This is a genomic window from Pseudomonas parasichuanensis, from assembly GCF_021601385.1.
GTDB lineage: Bacteria > Pseudomonadota > Gammaproteobacteria > Pseudomonadales > Pseudomonadaceae > Aquipseudomonas > Aquipseudomonas parasichuanensis.
This window is the reverse complement of the sequence record NZ_BQHO01000005.1, coordinates 23,842-43,401: the sequence shown is the minus strand read 5'-3', so window position 1 is coordinate 43,401 and position 19,560 is coordinate 23,842. Positions and strand designations below refer to the sequence as shown.

The 19,560-nt window shown below is 64.9% G+C and carries 18 protein-coding genes and 1 tRNA gene; 4 read left to right on the top strand and 15 right to left on the bottom strand.

Annotated elements, in window-relative coordinates; genetic code table 11:
* Positions 1-61 precede the first annotated feature (61 nt).
* From L6D77_RS05815 to L6D77_RS05785, 7 genes are all read right to left on the bottom strand, one after another.
* Entirely contained in the window at positions 62-1,081 is a 1,020-nt protein-coding gene (locus L6D77_RS05815; RefSeq protein WP_232882284.1) for a DUF4917 family protein, read from the bottom strand.
* 105 nt (positions 1,082-1,186) lie between these two features.
* Positions 1,187-2,887: a SulP family inorganic anion transporter gene (locus tag L6D77_RS05810; RefSeq protein WP_232882285.1), complete on the bottom strand. Its 1,701-nt coding sequence runs from the start codon at positions 2,885-2,887 to the stop codon at positions 1,187-1,189.
* Positions 2,888-3,092: 205 nt separating this feature from the next.
* Positions 3,093-3,166 (bottom strand) — tRNA-Gly (locus L6D77_RS05805).
* Between the two features lie 115 nt (positions 3,167-3,281).
* Positions 3,282-4,166 (bottom strand): alpha/beta fold hydrolase, encoded by an 885-nt coding sequence (locus L6D77_RS05800; RefSeq protein ID WP_232883306.1) that lies wholly within the window; start codon positions 4,164-4,166, stop codon positions 3,282-3,284.
* Between the two features lie 447 nt (positions 4,167-4,613).
* The gene (locus tag L6D77_RS05795; protein ID WP_232883307.1) at positions 4,614-5,306 is read right to left on the bottom strand and encodes a pseudouridine synthase; all 693 of its coding nucleotides are present in this window, start codon (positions 5,304-5,306) and stop codon (positions 4,614-4,616) included.
* Between the two features lie 31 nt (positions 5,307-5,337).
* Positions 5,338-5,559: a cysteine-rich CWC family protein gene (locus L6D77_RS05790; RefSeq protein WP_232883308.1), complete on the bottom strand. Its 222-nt coding sequence runs from the start codon at positions 5,557-5,559 to the stop codon at positions 5,338-5,340.
* Complete coding sequence (locus L6D77_RS05785; RefSeq protein WP_232883309.1) at positions 5,549-7,042, bottom strand: sensor domain-containing diguanylate cyclase; 1,494 nt, start codon at positions 7,040-7,042, stop codon at positions 5,549-5,551. The genes L6D77_RS05790 and L6D77_RS05785 overlap by 11 nt, the downstream gene beginning before the upstream one ends.
* Before the next feature lie 212 nt (positions 7,043-7,254).
* Between L6D77_RS05785 and L6D77_RS05780 the strand changes: the two genes are divergently transcribed.
* The gene (locus L6D77_RS05780; RefSeq protein ID WP_232883310.1) at positions 7,255-7,698 is read left to right on the top strand and encodes a hypothetical protein; all 444 of its coding nucleotides are present in this window, start codon (positions 7,255-7,257) and stop codon (positions 7,696-7,698) included.
* A 60-nt stretch (positions 7,699-7,758) separates the two neighbouring features.
* Here L6D77_RS05780 and L6D77_RS05775 read toward each other — a convergent pair whose 3' ends face one another.
* Entirely contained in the window at positions 7,759-8,865 is a 1,107-nt protein-coding gene (locus L6D77_RS05775) for an enoyl-CoA hydratase/isomerase family protein (protein WP_232883311.1), read from the bottom strand.
* Between the two features lie 128 nt (positions 8,866-8,993).
* Here L6D77_RS05775 and ung point away from each other — a divergent pair, with 128 nt between their 5' ends.
* The gene (ung, locus tag L6D77_RS05770) at positions 8,994-9,686 is read left to right on the top strand and encodes a uracil-DNA glycosylase (RefSeq protein ID WP_232883312.1); all 693 of its coding nucleotides are present in this window, start codon (positions 8,994-8,996) and stop codon (positions 9,684-9,686) included.
* A 125-nt stretch (positions 9,687-9,811) separates the two neighbouring features.
* Here the strand turns inward: ung and L6D77_RS05765 are convergent, their stop codons facing one another.
* The 5 genes from L6D77_RS05765 to L6D77_RS05745 form a co-directional block, all read right to left on the bottom strand.
* Positions 9,812-10,840, bottom strand: a complete 1,029-nt coding sequence (locus tag L6D77_RS05765; protein WP_232883313.1) for an AbrB family transcriptional regulator — start codon at positions 10,838-10,840, stop codon at positions 9,812-9,814.
* Positions 10,833-12,347 (bottom strand): tripartite tricarboxylate transporter permease, encoded by a 1,515-nt coding sequence (locus L6D77_RS05760; protein WP_110993779.1) that lies wholly within the window; start codon positions 12,345-12,347, stop codon positions 10,833-10,835. The genes L6D77_RS05765 and L6D77_RS05760 overlap by 8 nt, the downstream gene beginning before the upstream one ends.
* Positions 12,348-12,350: 3 nt before the next feature.
* Entirely contained in the window at positions 12,351-12,809 is a 459-nt protein-coding gene (locus L6D77_RS05755; RefSeq protein WP_232883314.1) for a tripartite tricarboxylate transporter TctB family protein, read from the bottom strand.
* 177 nt (positions 12,810-12,986) lie between these two features.
* Positions 12,987-13,967, bottom strand: coding sequence for a Bug family tripartite tricarboxylate transporter substrate binding protein (locus L6D77_RS05750; protein WP_232883315.1), 981 nt, complete (start codon positions 13,965-13,967; stop codon positions 12,987-12,989).
* A 31-nt stretch (positions 13,968-13,998) separates the two neighbouring features.
* Entirely contained in the window at positions 13,999-15,288 is a 1,290-nt protein-coding gene (locus L6D77_RS05745) for an OprD family porin (protein WP_232883316.1), read from the bottom strand.
* 200 nt (positions 15,289-15,488) lie between these two features.
* Here L6D77_RS05745 and L6D77_RS05740 point away from each other — a divergent pair, with 200 nt between their 5' ends.
* Positions 15,489-16,160, top strand: a complete 672-nt coding sequence (locus tag L6D77_RS05740; RefSeq protein WP_232883317.1) for a response regulator — start codon at positions 15,489-15,491, stop codon at positions 16,158-16,160.
* Complete coding sequence (locus L6D77_RS05735; RefSeq protein WP_232883318.1) at positions 16,153-17,532, top strand: sensor histidine kinase; 1,380 nt, start codon at positions 16,153-16,155, stop codon at positions 17,530-17,532. Before L6D77_RS05740 ends, L6D77_RS05735 begins: the two co-directional genes overlap by 8 nt.
* Before the next feature lie 125 nt (positions 17,533-17,657).
* Here L6D77_RS05735 and L6D77_RS05730 read toward each other — a convergent pair whose 3' ends face one another.
* Both L6D77_RS05730 and ygfZ read right to left on the bottom strand, forming a co-directional pair.
* Positions 17,658-18,464 carry an HDOD domain-containing protein gene (locus tag L6D77_RS05730; RefSeq protein ID WP_232883319.1) on the bottom strand — a complete coding sequence of 269 codons (807 nt, stop codon included), beginning with the start codon at positions 18,462-18,464 and terminating at the stop codon, positions 17,658-17,660.
* Positions 18,465-18,519: 55 nt separating this feature from the next.
* Positions 18,520-19,461: a CAF17-like 4Fe-4S cluster assembly/insertion protein YgfZ gene (gene ygfZ, locus L6D77_RS05725; RefSeq protein ID WP_232883320.1), complete on the bottom strand. Its 942-nt coding sequence runs from the start codon at positions 19,459-19,461 to the stop codon at positions 18,520-18,522.
* Positions 19,462-19,560: the final 99 nt, after the last annotated feature.

The window sequence follows — 19,560 nt, the reverse complement described above, 5'->3', positions numbered from 1 at the left end:
GGAAAGGGTGCGGATCTTATCGATAATTATTTACATTTGCAAAGTGCTGCCCGCCGCTGGCTCATTGCCGCTTGTTTCGCTCCGGAGGCACCGCGATCGCCAATTCGAGCAGCCCCAGCGGATGGCTGGATGCGTCGAAAAAGTGCAGCGAAGTACCAGTAAAATCGGCGAAGCGATTAATAAAATGCTGCTTCTGGTTGATGATGGATGCCTCGTTAAGCGGCCTGACGGCGATCGCCAAATGGTTCGGGCGAGCGTGGCGGACAGCGTCGAGCAGGTGTTGGTCGCTGGCATCCAGATGCTGGCCGAACAGGCAGATCCCCTCGGCCTCGCCGGCCAGTTGCCCCAGGCACCAGGACAGGTAGTCCGAGTTGCGGATGGCGCGCAGTTTCTCGTCGCTGCGGGCCTCGTTGACGAACAGCGGCACCTCGCCGGGAATGTTGACGGCGAATCCGTCCAGCAATTCTGCGCATTCGGCGCTGCGTTGGCGGGTAGTGCCGTCCGGCAGCTTGAGCAGGTGCAAGCCGCCATGCAGGTGCATCACCCGGGTGCCTTCGCTGCGGGTGCGGCGCACGTCGAAGAAGCCTTGTTCGTCGAACAGCGCGGCGAAGCCTTGCGGGGCCTGTTGCACGGCCCACGGCAGTATCAGGTCATAGTTGCTGGTGTACACGCTGCGATAACCGCGTAGCGCCTGGTTGATCGCCGTCAGGGTGGCTGCGGGCATCAGCGCCCAAGGCAGGTGCACGCTGCGCACGGCGTGGATCAGGGCTTCCTTGATCGAGTAGTAGCGGTTGAGCGGCGCCGTGGAGTTGATGGCCAGCGCGGCGTTGGCGCGCACGGTGTGGTTCAGGGTGCTCAGCAGCGGCTCGAACAGTTCGCTGTCGAGTGACTTGAACAATGCCTGGTCGCTGACGCCCAGGCCTTTCTTGCGGCCGGCACGCTGGGCTTCTTCGTACAGCGAGAAGTAGCCGAACGGCTTCCACAGCGCCCGGCTGGCACCGTTGCCCAGCAGCAGGGCGGTGCACGGGTGGCGTTGGTTGAGGTCGGCCCAGGCGGGCAGGTGGGCGTCGAGTGCGGGCATGGGCAGTCCGTTGGGCGTGGCTCAAAACGCGGCGACTTTAGCATGTCATGCGGCTTGTGCGAGGCTTGCTGAGCCAAGGGGTGGGGGCCACTGAACATCAATACTCTATTCGCCAGCGGGCGCCTTGCTCGTCCTGTTCCGCCACACCCGGTACGCCCGAATCCCTGCCCGCACCGAACCAAACAGCAACTTGTCCTCCATTTCCCGTGCCATCCCCGAGCGCACCAGCATGCGCAGGAAGGTGCCGCGGGCACGGGCGATGGCGAAATGGATGCCCTGGGCCGAGAGGGTGTCGCGCACCTCGCGCAGGGCGGCGATGCCGCTGACGTCGATACTGGTCACGGCTTCGGCGTCGAACAGCACCGCTTGCGCTTTGTCCACGCTTTGCACGGCGTCGAGCAGGCGCATCTTGAAGTAGTCGGCGTTGAAGAACAGGATCGCGTCGTCGAAGCGGTACACCACCAGGCCCGGCACGGTGCGGGCGTCCTTGTGCTGGCGCACGTCCACCTGCCCCTCGACGCCCGGTAGCCAGCCGAGCACGGCGTCGGTGGGCTGGTAGATGCTGTAGAGCAGGCGCAGGATGGCCAGGGTCACGGCAAACACGATGCCCGGCAGCACACCCAGCCCCAGCACACCGGCCGTGGTCAGCAGGCACAGCCAGAATTCGAAGCGGCTGAGCTTGCGGATGGTCTTGAGCGACTTGATGTCGATCAGCCCCCAGCCGGCCATCAACAGCACCGCGCCCAGCGCCGCTTGCGGGATCCAGGCCATGGGCGCGGTGAAGAACAGCAGGATCAGGGCAATCACCAGCGCGGCGATGATGCCCACCAGCTGGCTCTTGCCGCCGACCATGTCGTTGACCGCGGTGCGCGAGTCGGCACCGCTGATGGCGAAGCCTTGGGAAATACCGGCGGCCAGGTTGCTCACGCCAAGGGCGACGAATTCATGGTTGGCGTTGATCGCATAGCCATGCCGGGCGGCGAAGCTGCGGGCGGTGAGCATGGCGCTGCAGAAACTGATGGTGGCAATACCCAGGGCGTCACGCAGCAGGCTCTTGGTTTCCGCCAGGTTGCTTTGTGGCCAGGCCAGCTGCGGAATACCCGCCGGTACCGGGCCAAGGACCGCCACGCCGTAACGGTCCAGGCCGAGCAGCCCGGCCAGGGCGGTGAACACCACCACCGTCACCAGCGCCGCCGGTACACGGGGGAACTGCCGCGGCAACCAGATCAGCAATGCCAGCCCGGCCAAGCCGATCGACAGCGTCAACCAGTGGATCTCGCCCAGCCGCTGCAGGAAGTTGATCAAGCTGAGGATGAATCCGTCGCCCTCGATCTTGAACCCCACGACTTTGGAGAGTTGCCCGGCGAGTAGGCTGAGGCCGATGCCGTTGAGGTAGCCGATCAGGATCGGCCGCGAGAAGAAGCTGGCGATGAAGCCGGCGCGCGCCACCCCGGCGGCGATCAGCATCACGCCCACCAGCACGGTGACGATCACCGACAGTTCAGCGATGCGCTGCGGGTCACCCATGGCCAATGGGGCCACGGCGCCGCCGATCATGGCGCAGGTAGCGGCATCGGGCCCGACCATCAACTGACGCGAACTGCCGATCAAGGCATAGACCATCATCGGCAGCACGCAGGCATACAAACCGTATTGCGGCGGTAAGCCGACGATCTGGGCATAGGCGATGGCGATGGGAATCTGGATCGCGGCCACCGACAGGCCTGCCTGCAGGTCGTCGTGGAACCACTCGCGACGGTAGTGCAGCAGGTTGGCCAGGCCCGGTAGCCAGCGGGAGAGAAACATGTGCAGTCCTTTGGAAATGTTTCAGAAAGCGTAGGTGCTTTTGCGTGCTGGGCAGCACCGGGCATTGAAGCCAATCGGGCACGGGATGGCCATGGGCCAGATCAATGGATGGTACAGAAACGAAGGCTGCAGAAACGAAAAAAGGAGCCAAGGCTCCTTTTGACAGCGATGACGTTGCTGGAACGTCATGCGGGGAATGCGATGTTGGAGCGGGTAGAGGGAATCGAACCCTCAACTAAAGCTTGGGAAGCTTTCGTTTTGCCACTAAACTATACCCGCGTTTGCGCCCGACTTTTTACCATAACCCCCAGCCAATTAATAGCCCAATGTCATAAAAGGCTGTCGGCAGCCTGCTGCCCGCGGATAAGCCAGGCATGCAGGTGCCGGTACGCGTTTAGATGGCCAGTGCATGCTGCCCCTGCGTGTGGGTGTAGCGTTGACGGGACTCGCGCACGGTCGGCTTGAGGAAGCCGAGCATGACCGAGCGGGTATCCTCACAGGCGCTCTTGTGCTCCATGTCGAGGAAGTGGCCGGCTTCGCGGATCACGCTGAAGTGGCTTTGCCCCACATGTTTGCTGAACTGCCGCGCATCTTCGACGGTGGTGTACTCGTCACGGTCGCCGTTGATGAACAGCACCGGGATGTCGATGTTGCGCGCGGCCTTCAGCGCCCGCTCCAGGTCGTGATCGAGCACCTGGTTGATGTGGAAGTGCATCTGCGCGTACTCGTGGCTGTCCAGGCTGCTGACATGCCGGTAGTTGAAGCGCTTGAACAGCGATGGCAGGTATTTGCCGATGGTGTCGTTGACCAGGTTGCCCACCTGGTAGCGGTCGCAGGCGGCCAGGAACTGGCAACCGCGCTCCAGGTAGTCGCGCATCGGTTCGTTGATCACCGGCGAGAACGAACTGACGATGGCCTTCTTCACCAACCGTGGCTGGTGCGCCAGCGCCAGCAGGGCGCAGGCACCGCCCCAGGAGAACGACATCACGTGGTCGGCGTGGAAGTGCTCGATCAGCTCGAGGAGGATGTGCGCCTCGGTCTCCTTGGTGATCAGCCGTTCCTGGCGGTTGTGGGGCTTGGACTTGCCGGCATAGGGCTGGTCGTACAGCACTACGTTGAAATGCGGGTGCAGGTTGCGCACTGTCTGTGCAAAGGATGCCGTCGTGGCCAATGATCCGTTGATCAGGATGATGGTCTTTTCGGCGCCTTGCGCGCGATGGAACTCCGTGTAAACCCGGTACTGACCTTGGATATCAAGTACAGCAATTTCTGGCCTCATGTCATCGACTCCTGGCGCAAAAAAGGGTATTCGCGTCACCTTTTGGTCTGCATGGCTGGTTCGTGAACTCGCGTTCGAATCAACCGCGCAGGCCGTTAGGGTGCACGTGCTTTATGACAGGTAGGCATTTGCCTGGAAGAAAACCGGTAGGCCCTTGTGTCGATCCCTGACGCGTGTGTCGACGGTATTGTTGTAGCGGGCGATTTGCCGTGCCCCACGGTGTCGAGACCCTGGGTGGCCGGCAAAAAGGTGTCTTGGACTGCACTTGTGACCGGTAAGTCACAGGCGGACCGACAAGTTGGCAGTCAAGCAGCGGACTACTGATCGCGCAAGTGACTTTCCGGGGATTTTTTGCAGGAAACCGCTGGGCGGTCGGTGTAGTGGAAACGTGCCGGGGCTACCCAATCGTTTGCGCGAAAAACGCCTGTCCAGAGCCATCGCAGCTGTTCAGAAACAGGCGATTTCCGCGGCAGAAAGGTCCCTGTATTCACCCGGCAACAAGGCCGGGTCCAGTTCGATCATCCCCATGCTTTCCCGGTGCAGCCCCACCACTTTGTTCTGAAAGTGGCCGAACATGCGTTTGACCTGGTGATAGCGCCCTTCGACGATCGCCAGCCGCGCTTCGCGGGGGCCGAGGATGTCCAACTGCGCGGGCTGGGTGGTGAGGTCCTCGAAGGCGAAATAGAAGCCTTGGCGAAACTTCTCGACGTAGTGGGCGCCGATCTCGTCCTCGGTCTGTACGTGGTAAACCTTGGCCAGCTTGGTCTGTGGCTGGGTCAGGCGGCGCGACCACTGGCCGTCGTTGGTCAGGATCAGCAGGCCGGTGGTGTTGTAGTCCAGGCGCCCGGCAATGTGCAGGTCGTCGCGCCAGGCGGCTGGCAGCAGGTCGAGCACGGTGCGGTGCTGCGGGTCGCTGGTGGCGCTCACGCAACCCATGGGCTTGTGCAGCATCAGGTAGCGCGCCGGGCGGCCGGCCTGCAGCAGTTGCTCGTCCACCTCGACACGGCTGAACTCGCGTACCTCATGCAGGGGGTCGGCGGTGGTCACACCATCCACGCGCACACGCCGCTGCACCAGCAGCAGGCGCACTTGCTGGCGGTTGAGGCAGGGCTGGTTGGCGAGGAAACGGTCGAGGCGCATGGCGGCAGGTCGCGGCAGATCGGCGCGCAGTCTAGCGGATCGCCCGTGATTGCGCTGCCTTGAGTTGCTCGTCCACCTTCGCGCAACGTGGGCACAGGCAGGCCTGGTTGCGCAGTTCGGCAGGCAGGGCTTCGATAATGGCCGGGTCGATGCTCACACCGAAGCACCAGCAACCTTGGGTGGCGCTGGCCGGGTTGGCCAGGCCGCACTGGTTGGCGGCGCCGCAGGCGGGGCAGTGCTGGTCACTGGTCATGGTCGGGTCCGGGCATCTGGCTGCAGACGCGGTTGCGTCCGCCTTGTTTGGCACGATAAAGCGCGTGGTCGGCGCGGCTCAACAGGCTGTGCAGGCTGTCGTCGCGCTGCAGGCCGGCGAGGCCGATGCTGACGGTCAGGCGCAGCGGTTGGTCGGCATAACTGAAGATCAGCTGTTCGGTGCGCCGGCGGATCTTTTCGGCCACTTCGACGGCCTGGCGCCCTTCGGTTTCGCGCAGCAGCACGATGAACTCCTCGCCGCCCCAGCGGCAGAGTATATCGGACTGGCGCAGGCTGCCCTGCAGCACGTTGGCGAACTGGCGCAGCACTTCGTCGCCGGCCAGGTGGCCGTGGGTGTCGTTGAGTGCCTTGAAATGGTCGAGGTCGATCAACAGGGCGACCAGCGGTGCGCTGATGCGCTGTGCTTCGGCCAGCGCCTGGCCGGCCAGCAGGTCGAAGCTGCGCCGGTTGGGCAGGCCGGTGAGGCTGTCGAGGGTGGCCAGGGCCTCGGCGTTGTCCTGGTGGCGCTTGATCATGGCGTTGAGCAGCGACAGCACCACCAGGGTGATCATGGTGCAGATCGCCAGGTTCAGGTACAGCGACTGGCGGATACGGTCCAGGGCACCGGTCTCGCGCTTGTCCACCAGCAGGTACCAGTCCAGTTCGGGCAGCGGGCGCACATTCAGGAAGTGGCTGTGGCCGTCGTTGTCGTAATACTCGTGGCTGCCGGCGGCAGGGGTCGGCATGCGCGCCAGCAGGTCCTGCCACTGGCTGCTGTCACTTAGCTGCTGCCCTGCGCGAAGGCCATGGGGGCCGCCATCAGAACCGGTCAGCAGTACCTTGCCCTGGGCGTCGGTGAACATCACCGAGCGCTGGTAGCGGCGCTGGTAGTCATCGATCAGGCGTACCACTGACTCGACGCTCAACCCCACGCCCACGGCACCGATGAAACGTTGCTGGTAGTCGAGCACGCGGTAGTTGATGAACACCGTGAGCTTGTCCTGGTTGGCCATGTCCACATCGACGTTGATCTCGTAGGGCACGCTGGCCTGGCGCAGGCGGAAATACCAGGCATCGCGCCAGGTATCGGCCTTCACCTGTTTGAGTACACCTTTGGCCTGGTAATAGGTGCGGCTGCGTTCGGAAACCAGAAAGCTGGTGAAGGTGCCCTGGCTGCCCATCACTTCGCCCAGGTAGCGGGTGATGCGGGTGGGGTCCTGTTCGCCGCCCAGCAGCCAGTCCCGCAGGAAGGTGTCCTGGGCCATCATCGACGAGATCAGCACCGGGCGGATCAGGTCTTTCTGGATTTCCGAATAGACGGTGTCGGAGGTCAGCGGCAGCTCGGTGTTGACGATGCCGTCGCGGATCGCCCCGCGCGAGGCGTAGTAGCTCAGCAGCGAGGTGGCGAGGAAGCCGCAGCCCAGCAACAGCAGCAGGGTGAAGATCAGCGAGCGTTGCGAGAACAGGGCGGAAGGCGAGGGCATGATCGTCCCATGATGTGTGCCGGTGGCGACATTCTAGTGAGATGACCGAAAAATGACTGCATGTTTTTCAGGGTTATACGGGATGTTTCAATTTGTTGCAGAAATGGCACTGAACCCTGGCCGGACTGTCTTATGCAGTGTCGATCAACGCATCGTCGTCGACGCTCGCCAGCGCCGCTGTGTCGGGCACCCCTGCGGTCCAGGAGGCCGCCATGTACCCACGAATCCTGATCATTGTCCTGCTCGGACTGCTGACCTCCGCCTGCGCCCCCTACTACGAGAGCGACGGCTATTACCGCAGTGACTACTACACCAGCGACCGCTACGTGTACCCCGGCTATTACCGCCAGGACCGCTACTATGTTGCCCCGCAACCGCGTTACTACTACCAGCCTGCACCGCGTTACTACCGGCCGGCACCGGTGCCGCAGTACCGGCCCTATCCGGCACCCGGCATGCAGCCCAGCTGGCACGGCAACCCGCGCAATGACTACGGCAATCGCCAGCGTTATGACTATGGGCGGGACCGGGATCGGCAGGACTACCGCAACGACAACCGTGGCGGGCGAGGGGATCGCTGGCACTCCAATGGGCAGGGCAACCGTGATCGTGGCCCGGACGGTGGGCGGGGTGGGGATCGCAACTGGCAGCGTTGAGGAACAATGGGCCATCACAGGGCAAGTCGGTGTGCCGTACCGACTTGCCCTGTGATGCTGCTAGGCCAGATCAGCCAGCGGGTGTCGGCCCTCCCAGGCCTTGGTGAAATGCGCCGCCACCACCGCCGCGGGCACTTGCGCCACGTCTGGCCAGTGCCAGTGCGGGGTGTTGTCCTTGTCCAGCAACCTGGCCCGCACCCCTTCGCTGAACTCGGGGTGACGGCAGCAGTTCAGGCTCAGGGTGTATTCCATCTGGAACACCTGCGCCAGCGACAGGTAGCGGGCCCGACGGATCTGCTCCCACACCAGGTGCGCGGTTAGCGGGCAACCCTCATGCAGGCGCTGGCCAGCCGCGGCCAGCAAAGGGTCGCTGTGTCGGGCCAGCCCGGCCAGCGCCCGCCAGGCCGCCACAGGGTCGGCCACATCGAGCACTTCGTCGATCACTGCCCGGCGCGCCAGCCATTGACCTTGGGGCAGTTCGGCGCATGCCCGGTGCTGTTCGGCCTTGAGCAGGCTGTTGAGCTGCAGGTCAGTCTGTTCCTGCCAGTTCAGTTGCAACAGCTCTTCCACCAGCGCTTCTTGTTGATGCTCGCCAAGAAAGCGGTCGGCCAGGCCAAGGTCCAGGGCGTCTCGGGCATTGATCGGCGCGCCGGTGAGGCCGAGGAACAGGCCGAGCTTGCCGGGCAGGCGGGAAAGGAACCAGCTGGCGCCGACATCCGGGTACAGGCCGATGCTGATCTCGGGCATGGCCAGGCGGCTGCTGGGGGTGACGATGCGCACACCCGCGCCTTGCAGCAGCCCCATGCCACCGCCGAGCACATGCCCATGGCCCCAGCACAGCAGGGGCTTGGGGTAGGTGTGCAGGCGGTGGTCGAGGCGGTATTCGCTGGCGAAGAAGTTAGCAGCCAGCGGCGGTATGCTGCCGGGGTGTTCGCGGCAGGCTTGCACCAGCGCGCGCACGTCGCCCCCGGCGCAGAAGGCTTTGGGCCCGTTGCCGCGCAGCATCACGCAGACGATGCCGGGGTCGCTGGCCCAGGCGTGCAGGTGCTGGTCGAGCACCTCTATCATCGGCAGGGTCAGCGCATTGAGCGCCTTGGGTGCATCCAGGCTGGCGATGCCGATGCGGGCGCCATCGGCGCCGGTGAGTACCTCGCATTGAATGGACATGGACTACCTCGCGCAAGTCATCCCACCAGTATGGCCCGCCGTGCCGATGCTGCCGGTCGTCGGTCGGATCGATTGACAAGCCGGCGCGGCTTTCCTAGTGTCGCGCCACTTTGCTTCTGGATGGCCCCATGACCGACGACGACCGCATCAAACTCGAACCCAGCTGGAAGGCCGCGTTGCGCGCCGAGTTCGACCAGCCCTACATGCACCAGCTGCGTGAGTTCCTGAAGGGTGAATACGCCGCGGGCAAGGAGATCTACCCACCAGGGCCGCTGATTTTCAACGCCCTGAACTCCACGCCGCTGGAGCAGGTGAAAGTGGTGATTCTCGGCCAGGACCCGTACCACGGCCCCGGCCAGGCCCACGGCCTGTGTTTCTCGGTGCAGCCGGGCGTGCCCACGCCGCCGTCGCTGGTCAACATCTATAAAGAGCTGCAGCGCGACCTCAACCTGCCGATCCCCAGCCACGGCTACCTGCAGAGCTGGGCCGAGCAGGGGGTGCTGCTGCTCAACACCACCATGACCGTGGAGCGGGCCAATGCCGCCTCGCATGCCAAGAAGGGCTGGGAGTTCTTTACCGACCGGGTCATCCAGGTGGTTAGCGAGCAGTGCCCGAACGTGGTGTTCCTGCTGTGGGGGGCGCATGCCCAGAGCAAGCAGAAGCTGATCGACGCCAGCAAACACCTGGTACTGAAGTCGGTGCACCCGTCGCCGTTGTCGGCGTATCGCGGGTTCTTCGGCTGCGGGCATTTCAGCCGGGCCAATGGCTTCCTCGAGCAGCGTGGGATGGCACCGATCAATTGGGCGTTGCCGCCGCTGTGACCGAGTAGGCCTCTTCGCGGGCAAGTCGCGACGGCGAACCGCCGCTCCCACAAGTAGCGCGTGAAATCTGAGAGTAGCGCTGTACCTGTGGGAGCGGGCTTGCCCGCGAAGAAGGCGATTCGGTATTACGGGCTGGCGTTCCAGCGCCTGTACAACGGCTCAGCCAGAAACAGCACGAACAACAACCGCATTACCTGCAGCGCCGTCACCAACGGCACCGAAAGCTGCAGCGTCTCGGCCGTCAGGCTCATCTCGGCAATCCCCCCCGGCATCATCCCCAGGGTCAGCGAACGCAGGTCCAGGTGGGTGAGCAGGCTCAATGCCCAGGCCGCGCCAGCTGCAACCAGCATGCACAGTGCCGTGGCCAGCAAGGTCCGCCCGAGAAACGACGGCGCCCGGCGGAAAAACGCGCGGTTGAAATGGCACGCCAGGCCGCTGCCGATCAGCCACTGGCCGATCTGGCTGGCGCCATTGGGCAAACCAATCTGCAGGTTACCGGCCAGGCTTACGCTCGCGGCCACCAGCAACGGCCCGAACAACCAGGGGTTGGGCTGGCGCAACCGTTGCCAAAGTAGCGCGACCACCACGGCCAGCGGCGCGATCAGGGCCAGCCAGCCCCAACTGACACTGCCGGCGTGGTTAAGCGCCACCCCATCACCCAGCAACAGCTTGAACAGCGCCGGCACGCACAGCACCACCGCCAGCACCCGTAAACTTTGCGCTGCTGCCACCTGGCTGAGTACCGCGCCGTTGCGTGCGCCCAGGTTGACCATCTCCCCCGAGCCGCCCGGCATGCTGGCAAAGAACGCCGTGGCGCGGTCTTCGCCGGTACGCCGCAGCAGCCACACGCTGATCACGCTGGACAGCGTGGTGAACAGCGCGCCGAAGAAGATCAGCGCAAAGTGCTCGGCAACCTGCTCGATCACCGCCGGGGTGAAGTGCAGGCCGATACCGACACCGATGATCCACTGCCCGCATTTGCGACCATTGGGGATCTCGCTCAACTGCCAGGGGGTCAGGCAGCGCACCAGGATGATCGCCAGCAACGCGCCGACCATCCACGGCAAAGGCCAGCCGACCTTGCTGGCGGCATAACCGCCAGCAAGACCGACCAGCCCGGTGGCCCAGAACAGGGGTAGACCGCGGTCAGGCATCCGCCATCGCCCGGCGCTGTTGGGCACGCTTGCGCCAGATGCGCAGCAGCGGCAGGGTCAGCATCAACACCGTCAGTACCCAGACCGACATGCTGATCGGGCTCGACCAGAGGATGCCCAGCTCGCCGTTGGAGATCGACAGCGCGCGGCGCAGGTTCTGCTCCATCAGCCCGCCGAGGATGAAGCCCAGCAGGATCGGCGACAGCGGGAAGTCCAGCTTGCGCAGGATGTAGCCCATGATGCCGATGCCGACCATCAGGAACAGGTCGAAGGTGGTGGCATGCACGGCGTACACGCCGATCGCGGTGATGATCGCGATCACCGGCACCAGCGCCCAGTTCGGCACGGCGAGGATGCGGGTGAAGATGCGGATCATCGGGATGTTCAGGATCACCAGCATGATGTTGGCGATGAACAGCGAGGCGATCAGGCCCCAGACGATGTCTGGTTGCTGTTCGAACAGCAGCGGGCCCGGGGTGATGTTGTACAGGGTCAGCGCGCCAATCATTACCGCAGTGGTGCCCGAGCCCGGTACGCCCAGGGTCAGCATCGGCACCAGGGCGCCACAGCAGGAGGCGCCGATGGCGGTTTCCGGGGCGGCCAGGCCACGGGCGTCGCCCTTGCCGAACTTGCCTTTTTCACCGGCCATGCGTTTTTCGGTCATGTAGGCCACGGCACTGGCCAGGGTCGCGCCGGCACCCGGCAGCACACCCATGAAGAAACCGAGCAGGCCACAGCGGATGTTCACGGCGAACACCGACGCCGCTTCCTTGAGGTTGAACAGCATGCGCCCGGTGGCCTTGACCGCCACGTGGCCATGGTGGGTCTTCTCCAGCAGCAGCAGGATCTCGCTGATCGAGAACAGCCCCAGTACCAGCACCACGAACTGGATGCCGTCGGCCAGGTGCACGCTGTCGCCGGTGAAGCGGTACACGCCGCTGTTGGCATCGATACCCACCGCCGACAGGAACAGGCCGATCAGCGCGGCAATGAAGGTCTTCAACGGCTTGTCGCCAGCCATGCCGCCGAGGGCGACGATGGCGAACACCATCAGCACGAAGTACTCCGCCGGGCCGAAGGCGATCGCCCATTTCGCCAGCAGCGGGGCGAACAGCACCATGCCGCAGGTGGCGATGAACGCGCCGATGAACGAACTCCAGGCCGATAGCGACAGCGCCACACCGGCCAGGCCCTGGCGGGCCATGGGGTAGCCGTCGAGGGTGGTCATCACGGTGGAGGCTTCACCGGGGATGTTCAGCAGGATCGAACTGATGCGCCCGCCGTATTCGCAGCCCAGGTAGACGGCGGCCAGCAGGATCAACGCCGACTCCGGCGGCAGGCCGAGGGCGAAGGCGATGGGGATCAGCAGGGCCACGCCGTTGATCGGGCCCAGGCCCGGCAGCAGGCCGACCACGGTGCCGATCAGGGTGCCGGTGAGGGCGGTGACCAGGTTGTACGGGCTCAGCGCGACGCCGAAGCCCTGGCCAAGATAGCTCAAGGTATCCATGTGTCAGTTCTCCAGTACGCTCAGCAGGCCAAGGGGCAGGGGCACGTCCATCACGCGGTCGAACAGCCAGTAGAGGAGCACGCTCATGCCCACCACCACGAGGGCGCTGTGCAACCAGCGGCCGCCGTACAGGCGGGCCATGGGGATGCCCACCAGCACGGCGCTGAGGATGAAGCCCAGGGCTTCGAAGGTGCTGGCGAAGACGATCAGCAGGCCGACACAGGCGGCGATCTTGATCAGGGTTTCGCGGTCCAGCTCAGGCTCGTCGTCCTTGCGTACGATGGGTGTGGGGCGGATGGCCAGGTACAGCAGGCCCAGGCCCATCAGGCCGAGCATCAGCAGCGGGTAGGCGCGCGGGCCCACCGGTTCATAGGAAAACGCGGCCTGGTAGGGCCAGGCCATCACGGCCAGGGCGGCGCATAGCGCCAGCAGGACCAGGGCGAAGAGGCGTTGCAGGATCATGGGAGAATCCTCGGTGGTGATTGGCATTACGCGGACCCTGTAGGAGCGGCCTTGTGCCGCGATAGGGCTGCACAGCAGCCCCAGCGATCTATGCGTCGCCGCGCAAGTCCTGGGGCCGCGATGCGGCCCTTTCGCGGCACAAGGCCGCTCCTACACAGGGATCGAGTCGCTTGCTCGTTACTGGATCAACCCGAACTCACGAGCCAGTGCCTTGTAATCGGCCACCTGCTTCTTCACATAGCCGTCCAGCTCTTCGCCGGTCATGGCGAACGGGAACAGCTCGCGCTGGTCGCGCAGCTTGGCGAAGTCTTCCGAGGCGAGCATCTTGTCGAACGAGGCTTTCCACCAGGCGTAGTCCTCGTCGCTGACCTTCGGCCCCAGGTAGAAACCGCGCACCACCGGCCAGACGATGTCGTAGCCCTGCTCCTTGGCGGTGGGGATGTCTTTCATTTCCGGCTCGTCCAGGCGCTTCTCGGAGAACACCGCGAGGATGCGCATGTTGCCGCTCTGGATATGCGGCATGGAGTCGGAGATATCGGTGGAGCCGACCTGGATATGGCCGCCAAGCAGCGCGGTGGCGATTTCGCCGCCGCCTTCCAGGGCCACGTAGCGCAGGTCGCGCGGGTTGATGCCGGCGGCCTTGGCGATCAAGGCGGTCTGCATCCAGTCCTGGCTGCCGACGGTGCCGCCGGAGCCGATCACCACCTTGCTTGGGTCTTTCTTCAGGGCCGCAACCAGGTCGTCTAGGGTCTTGTAGGGCGAGTCGCTCTTCACTGCGATGGCACCGTAGCTGGTGCCGACCGCCGCCAGCCATTTCACCGCGTTCTCGTCGAAGCGGCCGAACTTGCCCTGGGCCAGGTTGAGCAGCGAGCCGCTGGACCAGGCCACCAGCGTACCGGCGTCGGCCGGGCGCTGGGCTACCACGGCGTTATAGGCTACCGCGCCAACACCGCCGGGCATGTAGGTCACGCGCATCGGTTTGCTGAGGATCTTTTCCTCCACCAGGGCGCTCTGCACCAGCTTGCAGGTCAGGTCGAAACCGCCGCCGGGCGAAGCCGGGGCGATGCATTCGGGGCGTTTCGGTTCGGCGGCCAGGGCATTGCCGGCCAGCAGCAGGCAGCCGGTTGCGAGGGCGAGGCGGCGCAGTGAAAAGGTCATCGTCTATCTCCGTGAGCGTTGTTGTTATGGGTTACCACAGAGCTACGCTGTAGCTCACCAGCAGCCGCACCTCGTCCGCGTCGCGGGTGAAGTTGGAGCGGAAGGTGGCGTTGCGCAGGCGCACGGCGACGTTCTTCAACGGGCCGCTTTGTACCACGTACTTGAGTTCGGTGTTGCGTTCCCACTCCTTGCCCTCGCCACCGGCGGCGCGGCTGACGTTGTCGCCGTTGATGTAGCGGGTCATGAAGGTCAGGCCGGGCACGCCCAGGGCTGCGAAGTTGTAGTCGTAGCGCGCCTGCCAGGAGCGCTCGTCGGCGCCGGCGAAGTCGTTGATCTGCACGAAGTTGACGAGGTAGGGGTCGGCGCCGTCGACGTAGGGGAAGGCGCTGTCACCGCTCAGTTGCTGCCAGCCGGCGCTGAGCTTGTGCCCGCCCAGGCCATAGCTGAGCATGCCGCTGAAGGTGGTGTTGTCGATGCGCCCGGCCTTGGCCTGGCCGGCCTCGTCGCTCACCGCCAGGCGCAGGTCGGCGCCGAAGGTGCCAGGGCCCCAGGGCTGGGTGGCGACCATGCCGATGAAGTGCTGGCGGTAGATGTCGTCGAGCTGGGCGAAGTGGTAGCTGCCGGTGATGCGGTCGGTGAACTTGTAGTCCAGGCCCGCCAGGTCGAGGTTGTCGGCGCTGAAGCTGCCACCGAAGCGGCCGTTCTTGTTGTTCAGCGCCAGGTCTTCCCAGTTGGTGTCGTCGCGGTCCTTGGCCTTGTCCAGGCGCCCGCCTGTGAAGGTCAGGCCCTTGATCTCGTTGGAGGTGACCAGGCCACCTTCGAAAGTCTGCGGCAGGATGCGCCCGTCGTTGGGCTGCAGGGTGGGCAGTTCGGGGATCAGGGTGCCGACTTTCAGTTCGGTCTTGGACACCTTCACCTTGCCGGTCAGGCCGAGCTTGGCGTACTCGTCGGCCGCCTTGCCGTCGTCATGGGTGGGCAACAGGCCGGTGCCGGTGCGGTCGGGGCTGGAGTCGAGCTTCACGCCGAGCATGCCCAGGGCATCCAGGCCAAAGCCCACGGTGCCTTCGGTGTAACCGGACTCGAAGTTGAGCATGAAGCCCTGGGCCCATTCGTCGCGCTTGGATTGCTGCGCGCTGGTGCCGTCGCGGAAGTCGCGGTTGAAGTACATGTTGCGGGTTTCGAAGGTGGCCGTGCTGTCTTCGAAGAAGGCGGCCTGGCTCAGGGGGGCGACACCGGCAAGCGCGACGGCGCTGGCGAGGGCACAAGGGCGGGCGGCGAACGAACGGGAAGGCGCGAACGCCTGCGGCTGCATGGACAGCATCGTCGGTGACTCCAATTATTGTTCTTATAAATTGCACCTTGCTGGTGCTTTTGGCGGCGCGCGGGGCGACCGTGGTGCGATGCTAGGCAATCAACCTTTCGCTAACCTTTCAGCGTGAAAGGTTTGCTGCCAGGGCTTCACAGGCCCGATGACGGCGGTACACTCCGCGCAAAAAGCCCTGCCCGGGCTGGGAGAATCCGATGCGTGTGCTGCTGGTCGAAGACCACCTGCAACTGGCCGAAAGCGTGGCCCAGGCCCTCAAGAGCCAGGGGCTGACCGTGGATGTGCTGCACGACGGCGTGGCCGCCGACCTGGCGTTGGCCAGCGAGGACTACGCCGTGGCGGTGCTCGATGTCGGCCTGCCGCGCATGGACGGCTTCGAGGTGCTGGCGCGCCTGCGCGGGCGCGGCAAGACCGTGCCGGTGCTGATGCTCACCGCGCGCAGCGATGTGAAGGATCGGGTCCATGGCCTGAACCTGGGCGCCGACGATTACCTGGCCAAGCCTTTCGAGCTGACTGAGCTTGAGGCGCGGGTCAAGGCGTTGCTGCGCCGCAGCGTACTGGGCGGTGAGCGCCAGCAGCGTTGTGGCCCACTGGTCTACGACCTCGATACCCGGCGGTTTTCCCTGGGCAGCGAAGCGCTGACGCTCACCCAGCGCGAACAGAGTGTGCTGGAGGCCTTGATCGCCCGGCCGGGGCGGGTGATGAGCAAGGAACAGCTGGCGGCCCAGGTATTCGGCCTGGACGAAGAGGCCAGCCCCGACGCCATCGAAATCTACATTCATCGCCTGCGCAAGAAGCTCGATGGCCACCCGGTCGCCATCGTCACTTTCCGTGGCCTGGGCTACCTGCTCGAGCACCGCGATGCGTGACAACGGCAGCCTGCGCGGGCGCTTGCTGGGCAACCTGGCCTTGTTGCTGGTGGTGCTGATGCTGGCCAGCGGCCTGAGTGCCTACTGGAATGGCCGTGAGGCCGCCGATACCGCCTATGACCGCACCCTGCTGGCTTCGGCGCGCACCATCGCCGCCGGGCTTTCGCAACGCGACGGCACGCTCAGCGCCGATGTGCCCTACGTGGCCCTCGATACCTTCGCCTACGACAGCGCCGGGCGTATCTACTACCAGGTCCTGGACATCCACCAGAAGCTGATCTCGGGCTATGAAAACCTGCCGCCACCGCCGCCGGGCACGCCGCGCACCGACGACTACCCGGCCCTTGCCCGTTTCTACGACGCCACTTACCAGGGGCAGGACGTGCGGGTGGTCAGCCTGCTCAAGGCGGTCAGCGAACCGAACATGAATGGCATGGCCGAAATCCGCGTGGCCGAAACCGAAGAGGCACGGGTACGCATGGCCCGTGGCCTGATGGCCGACACCCTGCTGCGCCTGGGCATGCTGGCGCTGGGCGCATTGGTGCTGGTGTGGTTCGCGGTCAGCGCCGCACTGCGTCCGCTGGAGCGCCTGCGTGGCGCGGTGGAAGAGCGTCAGCCGGACGACCTGCGGGCTTTGCCGGTGGTGCAGGTGCAGCGCGAGCTTGGGCCGCTGGTGCGGGCGCTCAACCACTTCACCGAGCGTTTACGCGGACAGTTCGAGCGCCAGGCGCAGTTCATCGCCGATGCTGCGCACGAGCTGCGTACGCCGCTGGCGGCGCTCAAGGCGCGGGTCGAGTTGGGCTTGCGCTCGAAGGACCCCGAAGAGTGGCGCCAGACCCTGGACGCCGCCGCCCAGGGCACTGACCGACTGACCCACCTGGCCAACCAGTTGCTGTCGCTGGCACGGGTGGAAAACGGTGCGCGAGCCATCGCCGAAGGTGGCGCCCAGCGCCTGGACTTGAGCCAGCTGGCCCGCGAATTGGGCATGGCCATGGCCCCCCTGGCCCATGCCCGAGGTGTATCGCTGGCGCTTGAGGCCGAGGCACCGGTATGGCTCAGGGGCGAGCCGACGTTGCTCAACGAGTTGCTCAGCAACCTGGTGGATAACGCTTTGGCCCATACACCGAAAGGTGGCGACGTGGTGCTGCGGGTGCTGGCGCCGGCGGTGCTGGAGGTCGAGGACGATGGGCCGGGGATTCCCGAGGCGGAGCGCGAGCGGGTGTTCGAGCGTTTCTACCGGCGCAGCGCGCAGGGCAGCGGGCTGGGCCTGGCCATCGTCGGCGAGATCTGCCGGGCGCACCTGGCGCAGATCAGCCTGCATGATGGCGAGCGGGGCGGGTTGAAGGTGCGGGTGAGCTTTATCGCCGATTAATGCCTGGCATTTGTGTTGTCCGCGCTGGCCAATCGCTGGCAAGCCAGCTCCCACAGGGTTCGATTAAACGTGTGGGAGCTGGCTTGCCAGCGATTGGCTAGGTCAGGTAACTGAGCGATTGTGCTTCAGCGCAACATGTTCCGCGCTTCCAGCAGTTCCTCGACATTCAACTCGGTCCCATAGGGCAACCCCAGGTGCCGGTAGGCGGGCAACGCCGCCAGTGGCCGGCTGCGTCCGCGCTGGCTGATGCAACGCGCGACCTGCACCACATCGATGTAGTCGACCCGGTCGGTACGCCGGTCCAGGTCCTGAACCTGCCCGGGCAGCTTGACCAACTGCTCGGGGAATTCCCAGGCGCTGAGGATCTTGTCACCCAACGCTGGCTGGATCTGTTCGATCACGTAGTGCAGGCACACCGGGTCCGAGAGCAGTTCGTTGTGCTCCTGGGCATAGATCAGCACCGGCAGTGCGCCGATCTGGTGGACCAGGCCACCAAGGGCAGCCTGGTCGGGCTTGAGCTGGGTATAGCGGCGGCACAGCTCATAGCTGATGCCGGCGACTTCAAGGCTGTTGGCCCAGATGTCGCGCAGCTTCTGCTCGACCGCCGGGGCGCGGGCGTGGAAGATCTGCTCGATCACCAGGCCAATGGCCAGGTTGCAGCTGTAGTTGATGCCCAGGCGGGTGATGGCGGTGTGCAGGTCGGTGACTTCAACCGCTGCGCGCAGCAGCGGGCTGTTGACCACCTTGATCAGGCGCGCCGACAGGGCGGCGTCGCGGCCGATCACCTTGCTCAGGGCCGAGACGCTGATTTCGCTGTCCTCGGCGGCTTCGCGGATGCTCAGGGCGACTTCCGGAAGTGTCGGCAGGACAAGGTCGTCGTTGTCGATGGCAGTGAGCAACTGTGCTTGGACCATCTCGGCCAGCTTGTTCATGGACTTCTCTACGGCAAAGGTGATGCGGCCCCGCCACGCGGGCGGGGCGGGCTGGTCAGCGCTGGATTTCCCGGTCGCGGTCCAGTTCGTAAGGCAGGTTGAGCAGCGTCAGGCGTGGGCCTTCGAGGCTATCCAGGTGCAGGTTGTCGTCGGCCACCGCGTCGGCGCTGAGCACGGCCAGCAGCTCGACGCCGTTGCCCGCGCTGGCGGCGATCACCACTTCACCGACCGATGAACCGTGGGTGGGCGAGAAGATCTCGGCGCCAGGCGCGGGCACATCGGCCTGGTCAAGCGCCAGGCGGTACTGGCGGCGCTTGAGCTTGCCCAGGTACTGCATGCGCGCGACGATTTCCTGGCCGGTATAGCAGCCTTTCTTGAAGCTCACGCCATCGACCGCCTGCAGGTTGATCATCTGCGGGATGAACAGCTCACGGGTCGGGCCCATCACCTGGCCGATGCCGGCGCGGATCTGGCCCAGCAGCCAGTCGTTGAGCGAACCTTCGGGCAGTGCGGCGGCAAGTTTGTCGCGCGCGGCGTTGGCCTGTTCGGCGGGCACCCACAATTCCACCCGGCCAGCCGAGACGCGAACGGCAATCAGGCTGTCATGCCGTACGGTCGCACCCGCGGCATCTGGCACGCTCAGGCCCAGAGCCTGCAGCGCTGCTTCGCCGTGCTGCAGGCCAAAGCGTGCCCAGGCAGCGCTTTCGTCGGTCAGTTTGGCCTTGGAGAATACGGCGTACTTCTTCAGGTCGGCCAGTTGCGCGTCAAGCAGCTCGCTGGCCATCGCCAGCAAGTAGCCATCGCCCTGCGGGAGGATACGGAAGCTCGACTGCATCCGGCCCTTGACCATGCAGCGCGCGCCGAGGCCGGCGTGCTCATCGCTGAGGTAGTTGATGTTGCAGGTCAGTTGGCCTTGCAGGAACTTGCCGGCGTCGGAGCCGCGCACAGCGAGGATGCCCTCGTGGGCGAGCGTACAGAAAAAAGCGGAATCGGCCATGGGTCATCGCGGTAGCTAGAGACTGGCGGCCATCATAGAACGCCAGTAACAAAATAGGTAGGTGACTAGACCAACGCCCGGTGTCGCTTCGTGCGCCGC